The following is a 20,976-nucleotide window of genomic DNA, read 5'->3' as shown; positions in this document are numbered from 1 at the left end:
GAACTAAAGGTTGACTTAAGGTTGGTAATTTCATAACTACATAGGTTTATACCTTAACAAGTTCAACTAAAATTTTTTCGGAAAAGCTATATATCAGCATAATCACCTTATAAGTTCAACTAATTGATTTGATAATAAAAAATAGCTGAATTTTAAATTTAAGTTTAACTTAAGTTAAACTTAAATGGTTTTTCGCTTATTTAATCCTATTCCAACAGCATTTTCAAAGCTTATTATAGGCACTTTCAACCTTTCAACATATGTATTATCATCTAAGATAAACATCTTTACAGAAAAACGAATAAAAAGCTTTTGAATTTAAAAAGAGGATATATTATGCTTTTAACGTAATAGTTTTTTATAAGTTTAAAATTAGGTTTCAACTATTATAGTGCTGATAATCAGGTTTACATAAGCTGTATAGTTATATTGATAGAAAGAGAGGTAAAAACATGAATACTGATGATAATCAAGTTGAGAATCAAGAGTTTGAAGGACAAAATGATGAACGTGAATACATTATAAAGGATATATCTGAAATTTTAGAAGAAGAGCCACATACCATACGTAATTGGTTAAAAGAACTTGAAGGTTATATTCCTTTCACCAAAAAGAAAAATGGATATCGTATTTTTAAAAAAGAGGGGTTAGAAAGATTTCAATTAATTAAACATCTAAACCGAGATCAAGAGTATACACTTAAAGAGATAGCTTTATACCTTGACACTGGAGGAGAAGCATTTAAGCCTGTTCCAGAAATCAGCGCTGATTCCATATTAGCTGATGAAATGAGAAGGATGAGAGAACGCCTTGATCAGTTAGAGGAGCGTGATAAAAAACGTGATGAAATACTTATGAACTTAGCAGAACAGCTTAATAAGCAAAATACTTATATAGAACATACATTGCAAGAAAGAAATGAAAATCTTACTACTGCTATGCGCGAGATGTTAGAAGGTAAAAAGCTAGCTGCAGTAAGCCAGCATGAAGAACAACCTATGAAGAAAGGTTGGTTTCAAAGATTATTAGGTAAGTAAGAGTTTTAAAAAAGTAAAATCTTAAGTTGCAGGAGCGAGTAGTGAAAAACCTGTAATTGCCTTTTAGGAATTTTTACTTTTAATATAATAAAGGAATAGTTTTATAACAGCTAAAAAACATTTTCAAAAAGTGGTATACTAAAACGATCTTATCCCGTTGTGCACAATAGAAAAAAGCCTTGTTTTTATAAGAACAAGGCTTTTTTCTATTAAAATACGAATATCTAGAACAAAGACCGCCCATTACGTATCAGTGTATAAGGCGGTCTTAACTGTATTCATGCTATATGATTATGACAAAAATATCGACATTATTCTAAAAGACGTCAGTTAAAAAACGCAATGGCCAAAATCGCTGCTACACACCCTAAATAAATGTTCCCACTCCAATCTCGTTTTTCTTTCTCTTCAATTACATAGCTATTGTAAGAGTCAGCAATTGGTTTTACTTTTAATTTGCGCTGCATATCTTGCTCCTTATCGAAAGTCAATTCGGATTCCTCCATTATTTGATAATTGGACGGCAGGAAGCGTCCTTGCTCGTCTCTCAATCGGTTGCTGACGTCTATTTTGCTGTGACGTCTCACGGTTGGAAGAATGTTGGGGTTTCGATGAAAAAGCTGTTCCTGGTATTGATCGGCTAACTCCTGGTACTCCAGATATCTCAGTAATGTTTGAAGACGCTCTTTTTCGTTCAATGTAATCAAGCTCACTTCCTCCATTCTCTTCTCTATTTGCTTCTTGCTCCAACCATAATTGGTGTGAGGAATGGCTCCATGGAGGGGAGGGAAGAGGGACGTCATCTTTTTTATAGTGTTTCATCAAGGTTAAAAATTGATGATTATAGGCAGCTGCAAATAAAGCACAGCGAAGAATCTGATTTCGATCTAACTTGGTGGCTTTAAATAAATCATCTACATATGTACGATAGATATCATCGTAACGGACAGTGGGTCTGTACATTGAAACACACCTCCTTATATAGAATAACCTCTAAAAGGAATAACTCCACTAACATCTATGCAGGAGTTTTGAATATGGTTTTCCAACTTCTCATTTTCCTTTCTAAGCCTTTTTTTCTTTTATTATGAACTCTAACATTTGTTTTCCTTCTAACGTCAGATAGACACGTTTTGAATTTAATAAAGAGATAGCCAATTCTTTAGTCATGTGTATTCGCTCCATTCATGCTGTTTTTAGGGACGTCTTTTGCTGACGTCTTACTAAATGATATGTGCTATGGCTTGTCCACTATTCCTATGGATTGGAAAATGTTTTAAAAGTAGGAGGGTTGGACATAATGAATACTAATTACATAACGGAAGGTGTTTTATATGAACTGGTTAGGTTTAGGAAAGAAGCGATCACGATTTGGTAAATATCTTGATAAAAATTCGATTACTCAACAGGAAATAGCTGAAGAAAGTGGAGTTAGCAAAAGTACGATTAGTCGTTTATGTGACCCGAAGGGGTACGAGCCTAGCCTTAAAAACGCTAAAAAGATTATTAAATTTCTCAAAAAGCATGATCCAATAGTAGATTATAGTGATTTTTGGGATATGTAAAATATTATTCATTCTGTTTTTTTGATGAATCTTTTTTACTTTATTTGGAGTATCTTATAGTTTATGATTAGCCGATCATTAAGCATGAAAGGCTGTCCATATGACAATGCCGTCGCTGAAGCGACTTTTAAAAGTATCAAAACGGGATTTGTGAAAGGACGACATTTTACTAACTTAGAAGGATTAACAAAGGAGCTCCAGGACTATGTCCATTAGTTTAATTACGTGCTAATTCATGACACGCTTGATTATATGAGTCCGGTTGAATCCAAAATGAGAAACCAAAAAAACTGTCTAGCTTAGTGTTGACATACCAACTTCAACATACAAAAAACACCTAACTTTTAATCAGATGCTTTGGTTTTATAGTCCTTCAAATACAATTTTAACGTTCTTATTTTCCGCAAACTCGCTTATATAATTTAGAATTAATTCCTTTAGTTGATAAAATCGTAGCAACTCAACTTTTAATTCTTCTTTATCCGAGTTTGTCAAATGCTGAGGCATATTGTGCAAAGCATCAGCAACCAGACTAAGCAACAAGAAAATGTCATTATGTAAGTATTCCTCAATTGCGGCATACATCTTGATAGAAAACAATTCTCTTTGAGCTGCCAATAAATTTGTTACATGTTGCTGTGCTCTTTTAACTAAATCCTCAGCTGAACATTCATCTAGCATTTTAGCGAAATCAGCCGTATGATCAACCTCACCGCGAAAGTATGGATCTCGAACGTGTTCTACAAACGTGTGGAATGACATTGCTACTTCTCCTTTACATGTGTTGATTATATTTTTACTACTTTCCCAACCCAATCACCTATGTGTTATTGTCAACTATCTCAAAATAAGCCTTTGGATACGTTCCTATCCAATTAGATAAAACATCCCTATCCACTTTCATATCCGAAAAAACGTTGTAACCCCTTGCGTCAGCAGTCTCAAATCCGTAATATTCTTCTTCTTTTTTAATATGTAATTTCTCTTCCAGACCATCAAAGACACAGACCAATTTTTTGAGTTCGATTTCTGTTTTTCGAATGCCCATCCTTTTAATCTCCCATCCTGCGATTTCCCCCTATATTCTGAATTATCTCACATTTACATTCATTGCTCTACACATCAGTTTACTCCCTAATTTGCCTTTCCACCTTTCCGCCTCTCCAAATCATTTTTCTTACAAATTCTAAAATCAGCTCTAATACGCTCATAAAGCCTGTATTAACGCGGTAACACTACCGAGGTAGAGACTGATTAATGACGAAGTAGATAGCCTTTAGATACTATGCAGGTACCGCAGTAAGGTTGCTACCTTTTGACGATTTTAACGTAGCTAAAAGCCACTTAGTATTTAAAGTGGCTTTTTTATTTGTATGAAGATTAATTAAACACATCGAAAGGGGATCCATTCTCTTTTTGTCTTATTTCAATAGCTAAAACCCACTTATATATATGAGCAAGTGTAAATCCTGCTTTCTCCAAATCCTTTGGAAAATAGTCTGGATGATCGCGAAGCCAATAAAGACGTTCTAGAGCCTCCGGCATGGCTCCTAAACTATATAATGATTTACTCTTCACTTTTTTTCCTTCACGATAGGTTTTTTTAATAAACAAATACGTTTTTCCTTTTGATTTTTGTTTTGCAAGATACCCTGGCTCTGTTGTTTTAACCTTCATAAAACCAGCTCCTTTTTGGGTTTTACTACACATTTAGAATTTAAAAATGTAGTAAAACTTCGTAATTATTCACACGTGAAAATTTTCATTCCAAGCAGCATTACTAACGATTTTTTTGTATTCTTCTTCGCAATCATCATCATTCATAGTGCTTAACATTGCGTTAGGGTATTTCAGAAAATGGCGTAAAACTAAGCGATAATAACTTTCTTTCATCTTCATTTTTGAAACCTCATAAAATTAACCTTTCACTATAATCCATTATACGATAGTGGATTGAGGATTGTAAATAAGTTTAACAAAATTAATTCACTATTGTATAATGAATTGAAATCAAGTTGGAGGAATGAAAATGGTAACTATAAAGCCCAGATTGCGAGAGCTACTAAAAAAAAGAGGTCTTACACAAGGACAATTGTCAGAAATGACAGGAATCCCACAGGCAAGCATTTCTCGTTTCGACAAAAACGAACAACATTTAGATTGGCATTTGTTTAGTATTGCTAAAGCTCTGGGATTATCAATAGAAGACCTATTCGAAGTAGAAGAATGATTCGTTAAAGGAAAATATGATATAATTAAAAATCTAGTTGTTCAATTTTGCTAAAAAGCAGTCAAAATATTTTATTTGACTGCTTTTTTATGTACATTAGAAAATTGTCTACAATGATTTCTTCTGCCATTAAAAATAAAGTATAAATAACATTAATATCAAGCTGTTTGAATAAACACGTAACCTTTCTTTTTAAAATCAAAAATGGCTTATAAAATTTCACCGCCAAAATGTTGTGTTACTAAAGAACTACATATAAAATAAAAATAAAGTATAAAAAAGTCTAAATTTAGAGTTGGAATTATCACAGAAATTAAGCTACTTCAAAGAACACAGAAGATTTGGCAGCGTCTAACAATGAATTAATAGACAACTACTGGAGAGATGAGCATAAAGAGTCATACATGATAGAATTAACCCAAAAGTTATATGAAATAAATGAGGCTAAAATGGGGAAAGATGGACAATTTATAGCTAATATTCGTCAACAGTGTGATAAAGAGAGGTTAGATGTCTTAAGTTGTATTTTGAAGTTAAAAGAGGAGAATAAAAAGCCTTCTATTTCTGTATAAAAGAAAAATTATGGTATGAACAATAGTCCGTAATTAACAGACGTTCTGTACTAACTAGAGAAGAAATGCATCAAGGTGTTTAATTAAGAGAAACAAGGTGTTTAATTTATGGATATTAATCAAATAAAATCTAAAAATCGAGTACTAGATCATGGTGAAGTGTTGACTCCAAGTTGGTTAGTTAATGAAATGCTAGATTTAATTCCAGCTGATGGTACAAAAATAAGTAGTCGCTATTTAGAAAATAGCTCTGGTGAAGGAGCATTTCTACTGGAAATACTGAATAGAAAATTAACATTAATATTTAATAATTACAGTGATACAAAAGATCGAGAATTTTTCGCGATAGTTGGTATTACTAACATTTACGGGTTGGAATTACTAAAAGATAATGTGGAAATTAGCAAATCTCGCTTACTTAATTTAGTTGAGTATTACTTTATCCATCGGTATAAGCTGGGTACTGGGATTGAATTCTTTAAGTTAATAGAACATGTTATAAACATAAATATAATCAATATGGATGCCCTAACATACAAAATACCGATTTTTAACAATAATGAATTAGTTCGAGACAACTGTGGAAATATAGTTTATTCAAATAAATTAGGGAAAATTTCGGAATGGGAAATAGATTATGAAACAAAAGAAATAAAAAGGGTTGAATATTTATATCAGGATATTGTTAAAGAACAAGAGGATCGATTTTATTATGAAAAGATGTTAAAGGCTAATGAGCCATTACAATTAAGTCTATTTGATTCAGATCTAGAAAATGACTTATTTGACTTTGATACTTATGTTACATTTGCCAAGCCAATTAGGGTGTTTGAAAAAACCTCATATAGAGATTTAATTAACGCAATTGTTGTGGAGGATGGAGAAATAAATGAATGAGAACTATCGAGCTTTTAAGCACAAACTTATCTATATCTTTACAATTCCTAGTGAAACACATAAAGGTAGATTAAAAATCGGAGAAACAACGTTTGAAGGAAATCCATACGACAAAGACAGTATAGAAAAAAGCGCCAAATCTAGGATTGACCAGTACACTAAAACAGCAGATATTGATTACGAGCTATTATACTTTGATTTAGCAATCACTTATAAAGGGGCTCCTTTTAGAGACAACGATGTGCATAGTGTTTTGAAGCGTTCAGGAATAAGCCCCACTGAAGGGAGCAGAGGCAGAGAGTGGTTTAATATCGATTTAAAGACTGCTATTTCAGCCATTGAAGCTGTAAAGCATGGAAAACGATCTTTAGGACATGCACCTATTACTGAAAATAAAACTACAATTACGTTTCGTCCTGAACAAGAAGAGGCTATAAAATCAACTTTAGATTTAATTCAAAAAGGCAAAGAAAGAATGTTGTGGAACGCAAAAATGCGATTTGGTAAAACTGTAAGTGCCCTTGAACTAATTAGACGTGCAGAATTTAAAAAAACGCTTATTATCACACATAGACCTGTTGTATCAGAAGGATGGTTTGAAGATTTTCATAAAATCTTTGTAGAATCTAATTATGGTTATGGTTCAAAAGTAAAAGGAGAAACAATTGAAGTTCTACATAGTATGAAAAATCCATTTATCTACTTCGCTTCTATGCAGGATTTACGCGGTTCCTCGTTGATCGGTGGCGAATTCAATAAAAATAATCACATTTTTGAAACGACATGGGATTGTGTTATTATTGATGAAGCTCACGAAGGTAATAAGACCGAACTAGCTAGAAATGTTCATAAACATATTGAACGAACATTTACGCTTGCACTTTCTGGAACTCCTTTTAATATATTTGAAGATTACCAGGATGAGGAAGATATTTATACCTGGGATTATGTCATGGAACAAAAAGCCAAATATGAATGGGAAATCAATAATTTTGGGGATTCTAATCCTTATGCAAGTCTTCCTAAATTGTCTATCTTTACATACCAATTAGACAAAGAATTTAATGGACAGAAATATATTGATATTGAAGATAAGGCTTTTAACTTTAGAGAATTTTTCAGAACTTATAGTAATGATGATCCCCATATTTCAAAAAGAGGAAAATTTATTCATGAAGAAGATGTTTTAAAATTCTTAGACTTAATATCTCATAAAGGACAGTTTGAAAACAACAAAACAAATTTCCCATTCTCTACAGAATACTATCGAGATAATCTTAAAAATACATTATGGTTAGTCCCAGGTGTTTCAGAAGCTAGAGCACTTAGTGAACTAATGAAAGAACATGCTATATTTGGGAATTTTGACATCGTAAATGTTGCAGGCTCAGGTGGTAATGATTCAGAAAATATAGACGCCTTAGCCAAAGTGAAAAAAGCAATTGGTGATGACCCTGATAACGCTTATACTATTACTATTACTTGTGGTAAATTAACGACAGGGGTTAGTGTTCCTGCATGGACTGGTGTCTTGATGCTTTCTAACACATCATCTCCAGCTACATATTTACAAACAGCTTTTCGTGTCCAAACTCCTGCAAATATCGGTGGGAAAATAAAAACCGATTGTTACGTATTTGATTTTGCACCAGACAGAACACTAAAAATGGTTGCACAAGCTGCTAGTTTAAATATAAAAGCAGGGAGTTTAAATTCACCTTCCCAAAAAGAGGCAATGAACACATTTCTAAATTATTGCTCAGTTATTAGTATTGATGAAAGCAAAATGGCTGCTATTAATGTAGAACATATGTTACGTCAACTAAAAAAAGCTGCCATTGATCGAGTAGTTACAACTGGCTTTGATGATATGAATTTATATAATGATGAATTACTAAAATTAGATGAAGTTGATATTCAAGACTTTAATAATCTGAAAGAAATTATCGGTACCTCAAAGCAAGAAAAAAAACCTTTAGATGTAACAGTAAATAATCAAGGTTTTAATGATGAAGAATGGGAAAAGGCTGAAGAGACTCAAAAAAAACCTAAGAAACAACGAACGCCAGAAGAACAAGCTTTGCTTGAAAAAATGCAAGAACTTCGCAAGCAGCGTAAAACAATGATCAGTATCCTTAGAGGGATTAGCATTCGTATTCCAATGATGATTTATGGCGCAACCATTGATATGGAAAAAGAAATAACTATCCGTAACTTTGTAGATATCGTGGATGATGAATCTTGGAAAGAGTTCATGCCTCAAGGTGTTACAAAAGATATGTTTAAAAAATTTATAAAGTACTACGATGCTGAAGTTTTTGTGGAGGCAGGACTGAAAATTCGCCGCAAGGTAAAAGTAGCAGATAAAGCTGATACTGTTAGAGAGCGAGTAATGAAAATTGCAGATATTTTCTCAACGTTTAAAAATCCAGATAAAGAAACTGTATTAACTCCATGGAAAGTTGTGAATAGACATCTAGTCAATACACTAGGTGGAGAATCCTTCTTCGATGAAAACTTCGAATACGCTTTACACAATGGTGAAAATACGAGACTAGAGGTAAAAAGCAACATTACAAGAAATTCCTTAGCAAATACACATTCAAAGGTTCTTGAAATAAATTCTAAATCAGGATTATATCCATTATTAGCTTGTTATAACATATATAGAGAAAAAGTTCGTGTATGGCGTGAAACTAAATATTACGAGGTACTAGATCGTGATACACACTTTAAACTTTGGGCCGAAACATTAAAAGATAATATTTTTGTCATTGCAAAAACACCTATGGCAAAATCCATTACTATAAGAACATTACGTGGATATAATTCCTGGGATACTAATGTCATCTATTATAAATCGATAATGGAAGATGTTAAAAATAACAGAGCTGAGATTCTTAGAATTGTTCAATCTATGTTTAATTACAAAGGAGAGAAAGATTTGAAATTTGATGTCATTATAGGAAACCCTCCTTATCAAGAGATAGACGGTGGTGCACAAGTGAGTGCAAGACCTATTTATCAAAACTTTGTTCGTGCAGCTAAAGTTATGAACCCTAAATATATCTCCATGATTACTCCAAGTCGATGGTATGTTGGAGGTAAGGGATTAGATGACTTCCGCGAAGAAATGTTAAATGACCCTCACCTCACAGAGTTACATGATTGGTTAACTCCTGAAGATATCTTCCCTAATACAAATATTCGTGGAGGAGTGTGCTATTTTTTAATAGATAATAGTTACGAAAATTCTCAAAATCAAATTAGAGTGGTCACTCACGAGAATAATACGGTCATTTCCGATGTAATGAGAGCTATGAAAGTTCCCGGTGTTGATATTTTTATTCGAGATAGCATAGCTTTAAAATTACTATATAAGGTTCATGGTGATGACACGGATAAAGAAATTAAACTTAATAACACAATGATGAATTACGTATCTTCTGCAAAAGCATTTGGTTTTAGAGGTTTTTTTGTTAAGGATAAAAAGTTTAGAAGTACAAATCATGGACTACTCGATCCAATCAAATGTTATGGCTTAAAAGGCGCAGTTGGATATGTTGAGCGTTCCGAAGTTCCTAGTAGGTTAGAATGGATAGATAAATGGAAAGTATATACTGCTGAATCAAATAACATCGGAACTGAGTTGAAAGACGACAACTTTAATACAATAATCGGTAAACCAAGAACTATTTGTACGGAAACTTTTGTTGTTATTGGTGCAGATTTAGATTTAGATGAAGAACGTGCCAAAAATTTATCGATTTATTTAAAAACAAAGTTTTCGCGATTTCTTCATAGCATTGCCAAATCAAGTCAACATGGAACTAAATTAACTTATAGATTTATACCTTTACAAAATTTCTCAAATAGGTCTGATATTAATTGGTCTAACACAATTGAGGAAATAGATCAGCAACTATACAAAAAATATGGTTTTACAGAAGAAGAAATAGAACATATTGATAAAAAAATAAAGCCTATGAAATAAACCCCATATTAATTTCTTGAACAAACGATACATCGTCATAAGATAAGCAACTCAAAGAATAATAAAAAAACCTGGTTAAACATCAATGAAGGCGAGATGATTTATCTAGGTTTTTTTCTATAAATAAAAAATAGCACCGTAGTGTATCAATTTATAGCTCACACAGGCTTAGGTCTAGGAGGAGGAAGGCTGATTATGGAAGTAAGAACCATATCGGCGTAAATAATTTTATTAAAAATAAAATTATATTACTCTTTTTTATATAATAAATTTGTTTAAAAAGGATTATCCCCTCAAACATGACCTTAAATGCACTTCCTACTAACTCCTTGAAATTATACAATTTGTATATGTTAGACAGTATTGGATTTGTATAAATATTTTTTAATTTCCTGTAAAATAGAAAGAAATAACTTATTTTAAAAGGATGAAACGATATGTATTCACCAGAACCACATTCAATCACCTTCTCTACATTAATTAATGATATAGACAAAGGTATTATAAAAATACCTCAATTTCAAAGGGATTTTGTTTGGTCTATAGAAGAATCGGCTAAGTTAATTGACAGTATTATTAAAGGTTATCCAATTGGAACATTTATTTTATGGGAATCTCAAGAAAAACTTCGCTCTGTTCGTAATATCGGTGGAGCTGACTTACCAGATACACCTGTAGGATCAATGGTTCAATACGTTTTAGATGGACAACAAAGAATGACTAGCTTATATGCTAGTTTAAAAGGTTTACAAGTTCAGAGGGAAAAAGGATCAGACGATTTTTCGGAAATTTATGTAGACTTGGTGGCGAATGATGAAGATTCTATTATTATTACAAATATTGAAGACCGAAATGCCACAGAAGTAATTTCATTACGTAATTTACTTCATGGGGGAATTCCTGTTCTAATGGAGTACCCTAAAACGATGTATCAAAAATTAGAGGAATATAAAAACAGGTTACAAACATACCGTTTCTCTACTATTTTACTGAGAGGAGCATCTATAGACATTGCAACAGAAGTATTTACCCGTCTAAACGTTGGTGGGAAAAGTCTTACAGTTTTTGAAATTATGGTAGCTAAAACATTTGACGATAGCCAGAAATTCGATTTATCCCAAAAATATGAGCAATTAATAGCACGGCTAGAACAAGTGGGTTATGAAACCATACCTGACATTACAGTTTTACAGACCATTTCAGTAATTCTAGTTAGGGAATGCACTAGAAAAAATATATTAAAACTAGATAAACAGAGGTTTATTGATATTTGGGATGATGTAGTAGATGCAATTGAGAGGTCGGTTGAATATTTTAGAAATTACTATCGCATTCCTGTTTCAAAAATTTTACCTTATAACGCATTAATTGTACCCTTTTCTTACTTTTTTTATAATCACCCAGATAAACCTGTTAATGATATTAAGAATTATTTAGATGATTTTTTCTGGCGGGTGTCATTGTCAGAGCGCTACTCAAGCTCAACCGAAACAAAGTTAGCTCAAGATATTAAAAAGATTGATCTAATTCTAAACAGCGAACTACCCAGGTATGAATTTCAAGTTGACACGAGTAAAGATTTTATCATTAATAATGGAGGGTTTAGTGCTAATCGTAGCTTTATTAAAGCCATTTTATGTTTAATGGCATACCAAGAGCCAAAATCATTCAACGATAATTCAATTGTCAGAATGAATAATGATTGGCTTAAGCAGGCAAATAGTCGGAATTATCACCACTTTTTCCCACGTGCCTATCTAAAAAAACAAGGCGAAGACGAATTTTATATTAATCACATCGCAAATATAACAATTGTTGATGATTTTCTAAATAAAAGAAGAATACGTGCGCAAGCACCTTCAAAGTATATGACAGCTTTTAAACAGGAAAATAAAGATCTAATTCAGACAATGAAAACACATTTGATTGATGACCTTAATATCTACGGTATATGGGATGATGATTACGATGCGTTTTTTGATTGTCGTGCTCAAAAAATTAGCAATGAGCTTACAAAGAGAATTATTCAACAACCAGTTGGAATACTTAAAAACTGACATGTCTTATAGATAGTAGTATGTGAAAAAGCCCTTTTTATTTTTTAAAAGGGCTTTTTCATTATTTTATTAAAATTATTGCTATTAATTACTTATCATGTTGAAAAATAATAATGATAAACATGCAAATAAATGCGTTAAGACAACAGAGGGCACTACTTCCTCCAAAATAACAGAGAACTTTAAATATTATAGTCTAATCTTTTAAGTCATCATGTTTTTTTGTAAGTGGTATGTCTTTTCCCGTAAATTAATTCTAGACATATACATAGCAGTTTCAGTATGTAGAACAGTAGTATCAACGCTATTCAACCAAATGTAGTGTGCGAAAATTCTTAAATGTTCCTGCTTTTCATATTTTGGTAGAATGCTTTGAAAAAGATTATAAGCAAGGTTTGATAATTCAATATACAAATTTAACTTTTCACTTTCATCATCAAATGTAGAATCATTAATATATGTATGTATTAAATTGTCAATAATTTGAAAGACTACAGCTATATCAGCTTCTTTAGCATCTTTAAGAATCTTTTCCTTAATTTTTATATTAATTCCATCAACTAACTGAGCAAGTACATCATTTAAATCTCTAGGTTTTTTAGGTTTTGGTCCCTTTCTTTTATTGGAGATTTCAGTATTTATTATTTCGATAACCTGTGTTAATGGATCAAAGCAAGGAAAAAATAAATTATCTAATGGTTCGTTCCACACCTTAGGATAAGATTTAAATTTAGGCTCCTTTGTATCTATATCAATTGGATCGTAGTATAATAGTAGCCCATCTTTTAAGCTAAGAATCATATTATGCCGGTGCTCGACTTTAATATCTAATTCATCATACCAGTCATTTATAATAGTGGGTAAATCCTCCATTTTTCCATTCATTTTCAAATCAATTTTATCACATATTAAGAATGAGGTTATATGATCAAAGTGATAATGTTCAATATTATAATTTGATATATTTGGCAATCTGCATATGTATTTTAACTTTTTAATTATTATTAACAATTTATTTGTTGTATCTTCATCGAAGGGTTTACTAATAACAAAATCACGCATTGCTTGGATTGACGATTCCAGGCCACCGACAAATCCAGCACTATACTTGGGAAGAGGTAATCCCCAAAACTCATCCTCTGCAGAAAAGCCTGAATGTTCTCTTATTAGATCAGCCATTTTAAATATATAAATTCTTGTTAAATTAGGCGCATCTATTGGACATTCTCTCCGCAAAACAGTTGGAATACTAACTGTTGCTCTAAATTCTTTGATTTTTGCTAGTTTTTTTAAGGCATCTTTTAATTTATTTGTATCAAGAGTGGATTTTACTTCACCAATTGCAACAACAGTTTCAATTGGAAAGAAAGGAATTTCGTCTTGAAGAGGTGTGTTAATTTTATCATATACAATGACGTCACACTGAGTACTCACATCAGATTTATCATTAATGATAAACCCAGTACCTATTTCTAAATTAGTAGGAATAAGCTTTCTCAAAAAAGTACGGACTAATTGTTCACGGTGCATACCGAACTCTCCGTTATGAAAAATCCTATCTTCTGGGGAGGGCTTAAATAATTCAATTGATCTAAAACAAAAGTCCTCAACAAACACTTTAATATGTTTATCTAAAACTTCATCGAAAATTTTACTAGTCATACTAACTCACGCCTTTTTCATGTTAATTAAATATAGATTTATATAATCGAGATTAAGTTATAAAGCACAAACAAATTAGATAAGTAATTAAATTTATTTTATTTATAAGAGTAACTTTTAATTTATTTTGTTTATAGCTACCTTAATCTTACACATATTGTAGTCAAACCGTACCTTCCCTCTCATTTAAGTATTTTTATATACCTTCTTGAAATTAAGAACCCAAGAACAAAAAAGGCGCTGAATCACTATTATTTATTTCTTCAATAAAACGTTTCATACCGACACTTATACGTCTTCCACCAGAAATTTCAAAAAAATATATTCTCTCTTATAATTTTAATTATACATCTTTAGAACTATTTATATAGTTAATAAGAAATATTTTCTTCATAAAATAAAAATTAGACCGCATAAGAAAAATATAATTTATTAAACATTCTGACTCATAAAATTAATTTATATATTTAAGTTTTACCTTTTTCTCTTCTTATTGAAAACTACACTTGATGCTATTTTATAAAGGTTGGAGTGTATGCATAAAAAATACCTCTTGAGTACCAAGTAGGTATTTCTTCGCATACTACAAATATTTATTATGTAAACTGTTTTTTACCGTATTCATACTATCAAACACTGCAGTATTAAAGGAAGAGGTAGAATCCAATTATGAGCTTAGTCAGTAAGACAATCGAGACCTTGACTCAGGGTATAATTTAAGGAATTAGATTATTAATTGTTTTTGACTCAAAATTTAATCTTTTTCTTTCATACATATTAGCACTCAATCCAATTTGCCTTGCTAATTGATAGATCTGTTTTGAAGTGTATTCTACTCCTTTGTTTTTCCATTGTTTAATGAGTTCTTGTACAAACTCCCGTTCATTTGGATAGTTTCTACTCTTGAAATTAGCAATCGGATTATCATTAGCAAAGAAATATGGAAACTCGTATCCCATTTTCTTTGCAACTTCCATTAATACGATCTCTTCAATCTTTCTTTTTCTCTCTGCTGCCGTTTTTTCATATAGACTCCATTTATTAATTGGAAGCTTAGTTGTAAAATACTCTTTTCTTTTAATATCCCACTCCTTCCACTTGTCCAAATTATCAGTAGCAACTAAATTTGTCCTTCCTTCCATATTACAAGGAGGATTATGCTCTGTAATCATAAATTGCTCGTACCACATATGAGCATTCACTTTCTTAAACTCATATGTTTCCATACGATATACGTATTTTTCATAACCTGTATTTATTCCGGAAAAATTACCTGTAGAATGAACCAGTTCCTTACATAAATATCCTGAAGCCCTTACATTTGTATCTTTAATATGCTCTCTTAGCCTTAAACCAACATCCCGACTTTTGGTTATTCCAGTATAAAGGATATCATTGTAATAACCATATAATGCATAGGCCCCTATAAATTCAAAATCCGAACTTTCCAATTTTTCTTTTTCCCATATATAAAGTTCCCTTTTTCTTCCAAATGTTTCAGCGCTTATATTTTTCCACCGGCTCATCGTTTCCCTCTATTCCTTTTATATTTCTATGTATCTTTTCTTTTTTATTCTGATACTCCTTAATTTAGGTATTGAAAAAAAGGTGTTAAGTCACTTACAGCTAATGTCTTATCTCTATTCTAGTCCTTAAATTTAACATGAACTCACGTCCTGTGTTTGTAATTTATCTTTATATTAGAACCTTATTCTTTATTTCGGGATTGTTTTTGTAATAATTGAAATCTTTTTTCTCTTTTATCAAAACTTGCAGGTGTTCCTATAACTTCCCCTTTATTGGTTAATAGAAAATTGAATTCCCATTCTCCTTTATCATTAAATAAAAATTGGATTTCACTAGCATCGAAATTTTCATTAAACTCCTCCGCCTTTTCTAGGACTTCAGCTATATTTTCTTGAAGAATTGCCGTCATTGCTATATTCGGATCATTAGTTCTCACTGCTAATTTAATATTAAAATCACCTGGTATTAAAAAAATGTAAGTAATAGGCCTATTCTTTGGAATAGCATACTGAGCCATTAAATAAACTGCTTTTTTAATAACCTGATAAGCTTTAGGTACTATATCGTCCAGTACAGTATCTATCGCTTTATCGCCTAATTTGTCAACAACCTTTTTCCCAATAGAAGTAACTAACACTAATTTAGAAATGGCGATGATCATTTCAGGATCCGGAATGAAAGATTTTCTACCAATAATTTCGGAATCAAAATCTCCTATCTGTTTAATCTCATATATAAATTTTTCATATTCTTCCTTTTTTTCAAAATTCACAAGATCAACAGATATCTTTAGGTCTTTTGAAAAATCACCTTCTTTCTCTACTACAAAAGGTCTGCTGTCACTTTCTGATGACTCACAATATGCTATTGAACTATCAGGTAGATTCACTTCAGAAATCTTATTAAATACTTCTTGAACTACAACTAATTGATATTCGCCATCCTCTCTCTTTTCTACCCATCCATCAATTACTTTTCCAATAGGAGGAATAATATTGTCATGCTCAATTTTTATAGCAGGCACTGCACCACTAACTCTAATATCTTTTCCAGCTTGTTCTAAAGCTTCCTTGGTTATTCTCACCTGATGTTTATCAATATGTGTTGTAGCAACTACAGCTTTAAATTTCATAATAATTAATCCTCTCTTTTGAAATACAATAAATATGATAAGGGTTTAAATATACATAAATTATATGAATCTTATTTTCATAATTCTCCTATAAACATGCCTTTTTCTTTGCTAGTTGTCTAAATGCCCTACAAGATCATAAAATATTTTGTATAAATGAATAAAAAAAGAAAGACTTTTTCTCCTAGAATTAAGTCACCACCACCAATTCAAAGAAAGAGAGTCTTCCTCTAGATCAGTTTACAACAGATTCTATTCAAGCTTCAGCCTAAAAAGAAGATATGACGAGAATTTTTTGTTTTCACTAATAATGTACAGTTAATACGCTATTAGTGAGCGAATTAACAGCTTTCTTAAACGATGAAAAATATAGTCGCATTGAATTTAATAATAAAAATTTTTATTTTTACAGAATTATCGACGTCCCCTATTAAATCCATTATATTCCTATATTTTTATATGAATAACTATCTAATTCAATTTTACTAAAATATACTTAAAATTTGTTTAAAAATGCTTTTTTTAGATATATTTTTTTTCATCATTAAAACCCCTTTAATTAATGAATTTTAGTAAAAGATCCATAAAGTACAAAAGGAGCTTCATTTCTGACAATAAATATTATTTTATGTCTATATATATTTTGAAGGATAGTTAAATATCTAGTATGCCATAATAACCATTAATCTCTATTATTAATGATATTTCACCTACTATATACCTTATAAAAAGGGCTGCATTAGCAAACGAATTATTATAAAAACACTGCATAAAAACGTCTTTTTTATGCAGTGTTTTCATGCAGAAAAGATTCAAAATATCTGTTTTTGGAGGATGTTTTTGGAAATGTATAGTAAAGTTAAATTTATTACTGGAAAGGGGGAGATTTAATTATGAATAGATTTGAAGATATAACCAGAGTAGTACTAACAGTAGCAAGGGTAACTCCTAATGGAAGTGAATTATTGGGGACCGCCACTTTGCTAAATAAGTCAGGGCATTTTGTTACAGCAGCACATACTACAGGTAATGATGATAGTAATTTAGTTATTTTAATGCCTCAAACTAATGGATTATCTGAATATCAAGATACTTCGATAGTAGAAGCCCGTTATGTTAATGTAAGAATGGTAGCTATTAATCCATTACATGACCTATGCATTTTAAAAGTAAATACAAATGAAGATTATAGTTCGAATATTAATATTTCATCACTTGAAGGGGTAAATGTAGGCGATAGTGTAACTATGTTTGGATTTCCAGACTTGAATTTTGGCAAACGGGTATTAACTCAACAACATACTCATGTTGGTGCTAAGATTTTATTAGAAAATGGTGGTGAAAAATTAAAACACGCTGTAATTAATATTCAATCTAGAAAAGGACAATCAGGGAGCCCTGTATTTAATAGTGTAAATCTTAATTTAATTGGCATACTTGTAGGGTCATATGTACCTAACAATGGGAATGGTGGAATTCTTATTGGTGGGTTAGATCCATTAACATTCCACCCTGCTACACATATTATTTCAGCTGAATATATAAGGGAGTTAATGGACTATGAATAATGAATTAGATCAATTATTTGAATCACCTGAAGAATGGTTAAATGCTCTTCCTAATTATCAAAGAAATCTCGTCTCTAGATTAGTAGAGAATACTCATGGGGATTTAGATGAGGCAACTGCTCTTTATCTTAATTTAAATACATCTCACACAGCGCCGTTTGGTGCCGGATCTAAAAAAAGCATATTTGTAGATAAAGTAAAAAAGGAATTTCATAACTTTATTTGTGGTCATGAAAAATACTCAGAGGAACGACAAAAATTTATAGGTGAAATAAAGCCACTACATACTACAGTAGTATCAGGAGTATCTGCAGCTATTGCTGCTTCCATAGGAGCTTCTGCGGTATATCTAGCGCCAATTATAGTAATGTTATTTATGAGCATGACCAGTATTGGAAAAAATGTATGGTGTGAACTTTACTCAGATGATAATGAGGCAGAAATGTAAATATTTTAGGGATAAGTCAATGTTAATGTGTAAGACTATTAGTAGAAACCAACTATCTTTGTACGAAGATAGTTGGTTTCTTTTTAATATGTATATATTATCCATTTTTAGTTAACATGACCATTATTCCAGGAACCATTTTTCGAACCCTTATATATCAAGGTTTTGAAAACATCCAAAAATTTACTATACATACGTTTATATATATTTGTTGATTTATCAACATTTCAAGGGCAATCCATGTGAGGGTAGCACTTTTTATAATGCATAAAATCATGTATATTCTAGCCTTCATTTTTTTCTTTTAAAAAGATTAAACAAAAGTTCTTTTCAAGGAAATCTGACATCCTACTAGCTTGAAACACCCATGTTTGATCTTTAGATTGGGGATAGAAAACAAAAAAAGCATCCGATTGTCTGGATGCTCTCTACTTAAATTATTTTATATAATTCCTTAATACAATCCGCATATTGCGCTCGCCAATCCCTATCAGAATCAGCAAGACTATTGAATACGAGAGTATGATCGTTATTAAATTTAATTTCTAATTCTTCATTTTCTCCATATTCTGATGTAACTATTGTTTTGGATACAGGCCTACAATAGAAATGCTCATACTTATTTTGGGTTTGGGATTGCTCATTTACTTGTACAAGCACATATCCATCTTCGAAGAAAATATATAATTCCTTTTCTTTATCATTTATAAGGTTTTTAGGATAAAAGAACTTAATTTTCGATTCATCATAAAGCTTTTGAATATCTTCTACAATAGAAAAATACTTTCGTCTTCCGTAAAAATTCCGATCATTTACTTTTCCCTTAAATTCTTCAAAGGTATATGCCATATACGCACCTCTTTAATTTCTATATATCGCTTGGGTCAATAGCACCTGGTCTTTTCAATGGGCTAATTCCACTTGGATCTAACGCACTTGGCTTACGGCCCCTGCCTAGGTCAGATAATCCCCAACGTCCTGCCGTACTCATATTTTGACCACCGCCCCTAATTGCATATGTATCAATTTTAATTATTCAATTACACGGTATTCTTTTAATTCTTCAAGAATACGATCATAAGCTTCTGACTTAGTATACGAATCTTTAGTAGCTGGTGTTTTAACTTGGTCTATAACTAATACAATATTTGATATAAGTGCATCTTTAGATTCAGTATCTAAAAGATTAAGCTTCTTTTCTATAGCATTAAATATACTCATTTTATCACCTCCCCGTCTAACAATACGACGAGTTATGACATTTCCCCTCTTTGAAAATGAATATATTTGACTGAAAATTGAAAATGTTATAAATTTTAGAGAAGGAATAGTCTTATATATTGACGAATAATGTAAAAATTAAGAAGGTGATATAAATGGCTGATCAACATGTAACTCCCCGTAAAGATGGAGGTTGGCAGGTAAAAGGTGCTGGCAATTCAAAAGCAACATCAATACACGATACTCAAAAAGAAGCAATTGACGCTGCTAAAAAGATTGCTAAGAATCAGGGTCAAGAGGTTGTTATTCATGGGAAAAATGGGAAAATTAGAGCTAAAGATAGTTATGGTAATGACCCTTATCCACCTAAAGGCTAAAAGGGAAGGCGAACTTTATCTAAAGGTTCGCTTTTTATTTTGTTTATTTTGAAATATATGAATACCTCCTTTTTCATTCAATGATGTGTATAAAATCAACAAGTTCTATATTAAGAGGAAGAATTCTGTTTGTTTTACATTTTGTTAGTACCTTTACATATGGATGAAATGTTATGAGGTAATTAGTAAATTACCATCTTAAAATACATATTAATATTTACCTATCTTGTAGAAAAACCCACAATTTGTCGTCACTAAGAGTAAATGATAGAACTTAACTTTTTATAAGTTAGTTATACCTTTTACACAGCTACTATAAAAACTTTTAATCTGTAACTTTGTATTACTATAATATAATAAATTATTAGATAATAGAAAGAAAAGGAATGTGTTGTATGATTGATATCCCAGTAAAATCATTACCATTGAAGATGTTATGGACATGTTAGCTATATCATCCAAGAAAACCATTTATACATACATTTAACGAGGGAAATCTGCGTATTTGTCGTCAGTTAGAGTAAATAGTGAAACCTTAATAATAACTAAAATAATTTAGTATTTACTCAACGAATAACAAAACGTATATAAGGTTATTTTAAAAAAATCACTCCATTACAACATTTATCTTTAAGGATATATGTATATGAATCTATAAATCTGGCCAGACTAATAACGTATTCCCCCTA

General features: G+C 31.4%; 21 protein-coding genes and 4 pseudogenes. 12 read left to right on the top strand and 13 right to left on the bottom strand.

Features of this window, described 5'->3' with window-relative positions; translation table 11 throughout:
• Positions 1-452: 452 nt before the first annotated feature.
• A complete protein-coding gene (locus tag AC1VNJ_RS24695; protein WP_280166646.1) occupies positions 453-1,037 on the top strand; it encodes a helix-turn-helix domain-containing protein in 585 nt (194 codons plus the stop codon).
• Between the two features lie 326 nt (positions 1,038-1,363).
• Here the strand turns inward: AC1VNJ_RS24695 and AC1VNJ_RS24690 are convergent, their stop codons facing one another.
• Positions 1,364-1,528 carry a hypothetical protein gene (locus AC1VNJ_RS24690; protein ID WP_482641478.1) on the bottom strand — a complete coding sequence of 55 codons (165 nt, stop codon included), beginning with the start codon at positions 1,526-1,528 and terminating at the stop codon, positions 1,364-1,366.
• Positions 1,515-2,000: a hypothetical protein gene (locus AC1VNJ_RS24685; RefSeq protein ID WP_482641477.1), complete on the bottom strand. Its 486-nt coding sequence runs from the start codon at positions 1,998-2,000 to the stop codon at positions 1,515-1,517. Before AC1VNJ_RS24685 ends, AC1VNJ_RS24690 begins: the two co-directional genes overlap by 14 nt.
• Before the next feature lie 371 nt (positions 2,001-2,371).
• On the opposite strand from AC1VNJ_RS24685, the gene AC1VNJ_RS24680 reads away from it, so the two are divergent.
• Positions 2,372-2,602 (top strand): helix-turn-helix domain-containing protein, encoded by a 231-nt coding sequence (locus AC1VNJ_RS24680; RefSeq protein ID WP_025753619.1) that lies wholly within the window; start codon positions 2,372-2,374, stop codon positions 2,600-2,602.
• A 60-nt stretch (positions 2,603-2,662) separates the two neighbouring features.
• Positions 2,663-2,905: pseudogene (locus AC1VNJ_RS24675) on the top strand (IS3 family transposase); the annotation flags it as partial.
• Between the two features lie 60 nt (positions 2,906-2,965).
• Here AC1VNJ_RS24675 and AC1VNJ_RS24670 read toward each other — a convergent pair.
• The 4 genes from AC1VNJ_RS24670 to AC1VNJ_RS24655 form a co-directional block, all read right to left on the bottom strand.
• Positions 2,966-3,364 (bottom strand): hypothetical protein, encoded by a 399-nt coding sequence (locus AC1VNJ_RS24670; RefSeq protein WP_482641476.1) that lies wholly within the window; start codon positions 3,362-3,364, stop codon positions 2,966-2,968.
• A 58-nt stretch (positions 3,365-3,422) separates the two neighbouring features.
• Entirely contained in the window at positions 3,423-3,650 is a 228-nt protein-coding gene (locus AC1VNJ_RS24665; RefSeq protein ID WP_482641475.1) for a hypothetical protein, read from the bottom strand.
• Between the two features lie 332 nt (positions 3,651-3,982).
• Positions 3,983-4,279: a hypothetical protein gene (locus tag AC1VNJ_RS24660; RefSeq protein ID WP_368895022.1), complete on the bottom strand. Its 297-nt coding sequence runs from the start codon at positions 4,277-4,279 to the stop codon at positions 3,983-3,985.
• 69 nt (positions 4,280-4,348) lie between these two features.
• A complete protein-coding gene (locus AC1VNJ_RS24655; RefSeq protein ID WP_482641474.1) occupies positions 4,349-4,501 on the bottom strand; it encodes a hypothetical protein in 153 nt (50 codons plus the stop codon).
• A 130-nt stretch (positions 4,502-4,631) separates the two neighbouring features.
• Here AC1VNJ_RS24655 and AC1VNJ_RS24650 point away from each other — a divergent pair, with 130 nt between their 5' ends.
• From AC1VNJ_RS24650 to AC1VNJ_RS24630, 5 genes and pseudogenes are all read left to right on the top strand, one after another.
• Positions 4,632-4,832, top strand: a complete 201-nt coding sequence (locus AC1VNJ_RS24650; RefSeq protein WP_482641473.1) for a helix-turn-helix domain-containing protein — start codon at positions 4,632-4,634, stop codon at positions 4,830-4,832.
• Between the two features lie 335 nt (positions 4,833-5,167).
• A pseudogene (locus AC1VNJ_RS24645) lies at positions 5,168-5,404 on the top strand (TIGR04540 family protein); the annotation flags it as partial.
• Positions 5,405-5,512: 108 nt separating this feature from the next.
• Positions 5,513-6,301 carry a hypothetical protein gene (locus tag AC1VNJ_RS24640; protein WP_482641472.1) on the top strand — a complete coding sequence of 263 codons (789 nt, stop codon included), beginning with the start codon at positions 5,513-5,515 and terminating at the stop codon, positions 6,299-6,301.
• Positions 6,294-10,295, top strand: a complete 4,002-nt coding sequence (locus AC1VNJ_RS24635; RefSeq protein WP_482641471.1) for an Eco57I restriction-modification methylase domain-containing protein — start codon at positions 6,294-6,296, stop codon at positions 10,293-10,295. Before AC1VNJ_RS24640 ends, AC1VNJ_RS24635 begins: the two co-directional genes overlap by 8 nt.
• 437 nt (positions 10,296-10,732) lie before the next feature.
• Positions 10,733-12,352 carry a GmrSD restriction endonuclease domain-containing protein gene (locus AC1VNJ_RS24630; protein WP_482641470.1) on the top strand — a complete coding sequence of 540 codons (1,620 nt, stop codon included), beginning with the start codon at positions 10,733-10,735 and terminating at the stop codon, positions 12,350-12,352.
• 204 nt (positions 12,353-12,556) lie between these two features.
• On the opposite strand, the gene AC1VNJ_RS24625 is transcribed toward AC1VNJ_RS24630, so the two are convergent.
• From AC1VNJ_RS24625 to AC1VNJ_RS24615, 3 genes are all read right to left on the bottom strand, one after another.
• The gene (locus AC1VNJ_RS24625; RefSeq protein ID WP_482641469.1) at positions 12,557-14,014 is read right to left on the bottom strand and encodes a DUF6602 domain-containing protein; all 1,458 of its coding nucleotides are present in this window, start codon (positions 14,012-14,014) and stop codon (positions 12,557-12,559) included.
• A gap of 716 nt (positions 14,015-14,730) precedes the next feature.
• Positions 14,731-15,540, bottom strand: coding sequence for a hypothetical protein (locus AC1VNJ_RS24620; RefSeq protein ID WP_482641468.1), 810 nt, complete (start codon positions 15,538-15,540; stop codon positions 14,731-14,733).
• A gap of 182 nt (positions 15,541-15,722) precedes the next feature.
• Positions 15,723-16,673, bottom strand: coding sequence for a hypothetical protein (locus tag AC1VNJ_RS24615; RefSeq protein ID WP_482641467.1), 951 nt, complete (start codon positions 16,671-16,673; stop codon positions 15,723-15,725).
• A gap of 281 nt (positions 16,674-16,954) precedes the next feature.
• Here AC1VNJ_RS24615 and AC1VNJ_RS24610 point away from each other — a divergent pair.
• The 3 genes and pseudogenes from AC1VNJ_RS24610 to AC1VNJ_RS24600 form a co-directional block, all read left to right on the top strand.
• Positions 16,955-17,071: pseudogene (locus AC1VNJ_RS24610) on the top strand (IS256 family transposase); the annotation flags it as partial.
• Between the two features lie 495 nt (positions 17,072-17,566).
• Positions 17,567-18,241, top strand: coding sequence for a S1 family peptidase (locus tag AC1VNJ_RS24605; RefSeq protein WP_482641466.1), 675 nt, complete (start codon positions 17,567-17,569; stop codon positions 18,239-18,241).
• On the top strand, positions 18,234-18,689 hold the full coding sequence (locus tag AC1VNJ_RS24600) for a hypothetical protein (RefSeq protein WP_482641465.1): 456 nt from the start codon (positions 18,234-18,236) through the stop codon (positions 18,687-18,689). The genes AC1VNJ_RS24605 and AC1VNJ_RS24600 overlap by 8 nt, the downstream gene beginning before the upstream one ends.
• 284 nt (positions 18,690-18,973) lie before the next feature.
• Here the strand turns inward: AC1VNJ_RS24600 and AC1VNJ_RS24595 are convergent.
• The 4 genes and pseudogenes from AC1VNJ_RS24595 to AC1VNJ_RS24580 all read right to left on the bottom strand — a co-directional run.
• Positions 18,974-19,084, bottom strand: a pseudogene (locus tag AC1VNJ_RS24595) (DUF771 domain-containing protein); the annotation flags it as partial.
• Positions 19,085-19,121: 37 nt separating this feature from the next.
• Complete coding sequence (locus tag AC1VNJ_RS24590; protein ID WP_482641464.1) at positions 19,122-19,538, bottom strand: DUF3908 family protein; 417 nt, start codon at positions 19,536-19,538, stop codon at positions 19,122-19,124.
• Positions 19,539-19,557: 19 nt separating this feature from the next.
• A complete protein-coding gene (locus AC1VNJ_RS24585) occupies positions 19,558-19,680 on the bottom strand; it encodes a hypothetical protein (RefSeq protein WP_482641463.1) in 123 nt (40 codons plus the stop codon).
• A gap of 41 nt (positions 19,681-19,721) precedes the next feature.
• Positions 19,722-19,910 carry a hypothetical protein gene (locus AC1VNJ_RS24580; protein ID WP_482641462.1) on the bottom strand — a complete coding sequence of 63 codons (189 nt, stop codon included), beginning with the start codon at positions 19,908-19,910 and terminating at the stop codon, positions 19,722-19,724.
• A gap of 155 nt (positions 19,911-20,065) precedes the next feature.
• Between AC1VNJ_RS24580 and AC1VNJ_RS24575 the strand changes: the two genes are divergently transcribed.
• A complete protein-coding gene (locus AC1VNJ_RS24575; protein WP_482641461.1) occupies positions 20,066-20,287 on the top strand; it encodes a DUF2188 domain-containing protein in 222 nt (73 codons plus the stop codon).
• Positions 20,288-20,976 lie beyond the last annotated feature (689 nt).

It is taken from the genome of Priestia sp. 3CA3 (assembly GCF_056836725.1).
Note: the sequence above shows the minus strand (reverse complement) of the source record. Positions and strands in the feature narration are given on the sequence as shown.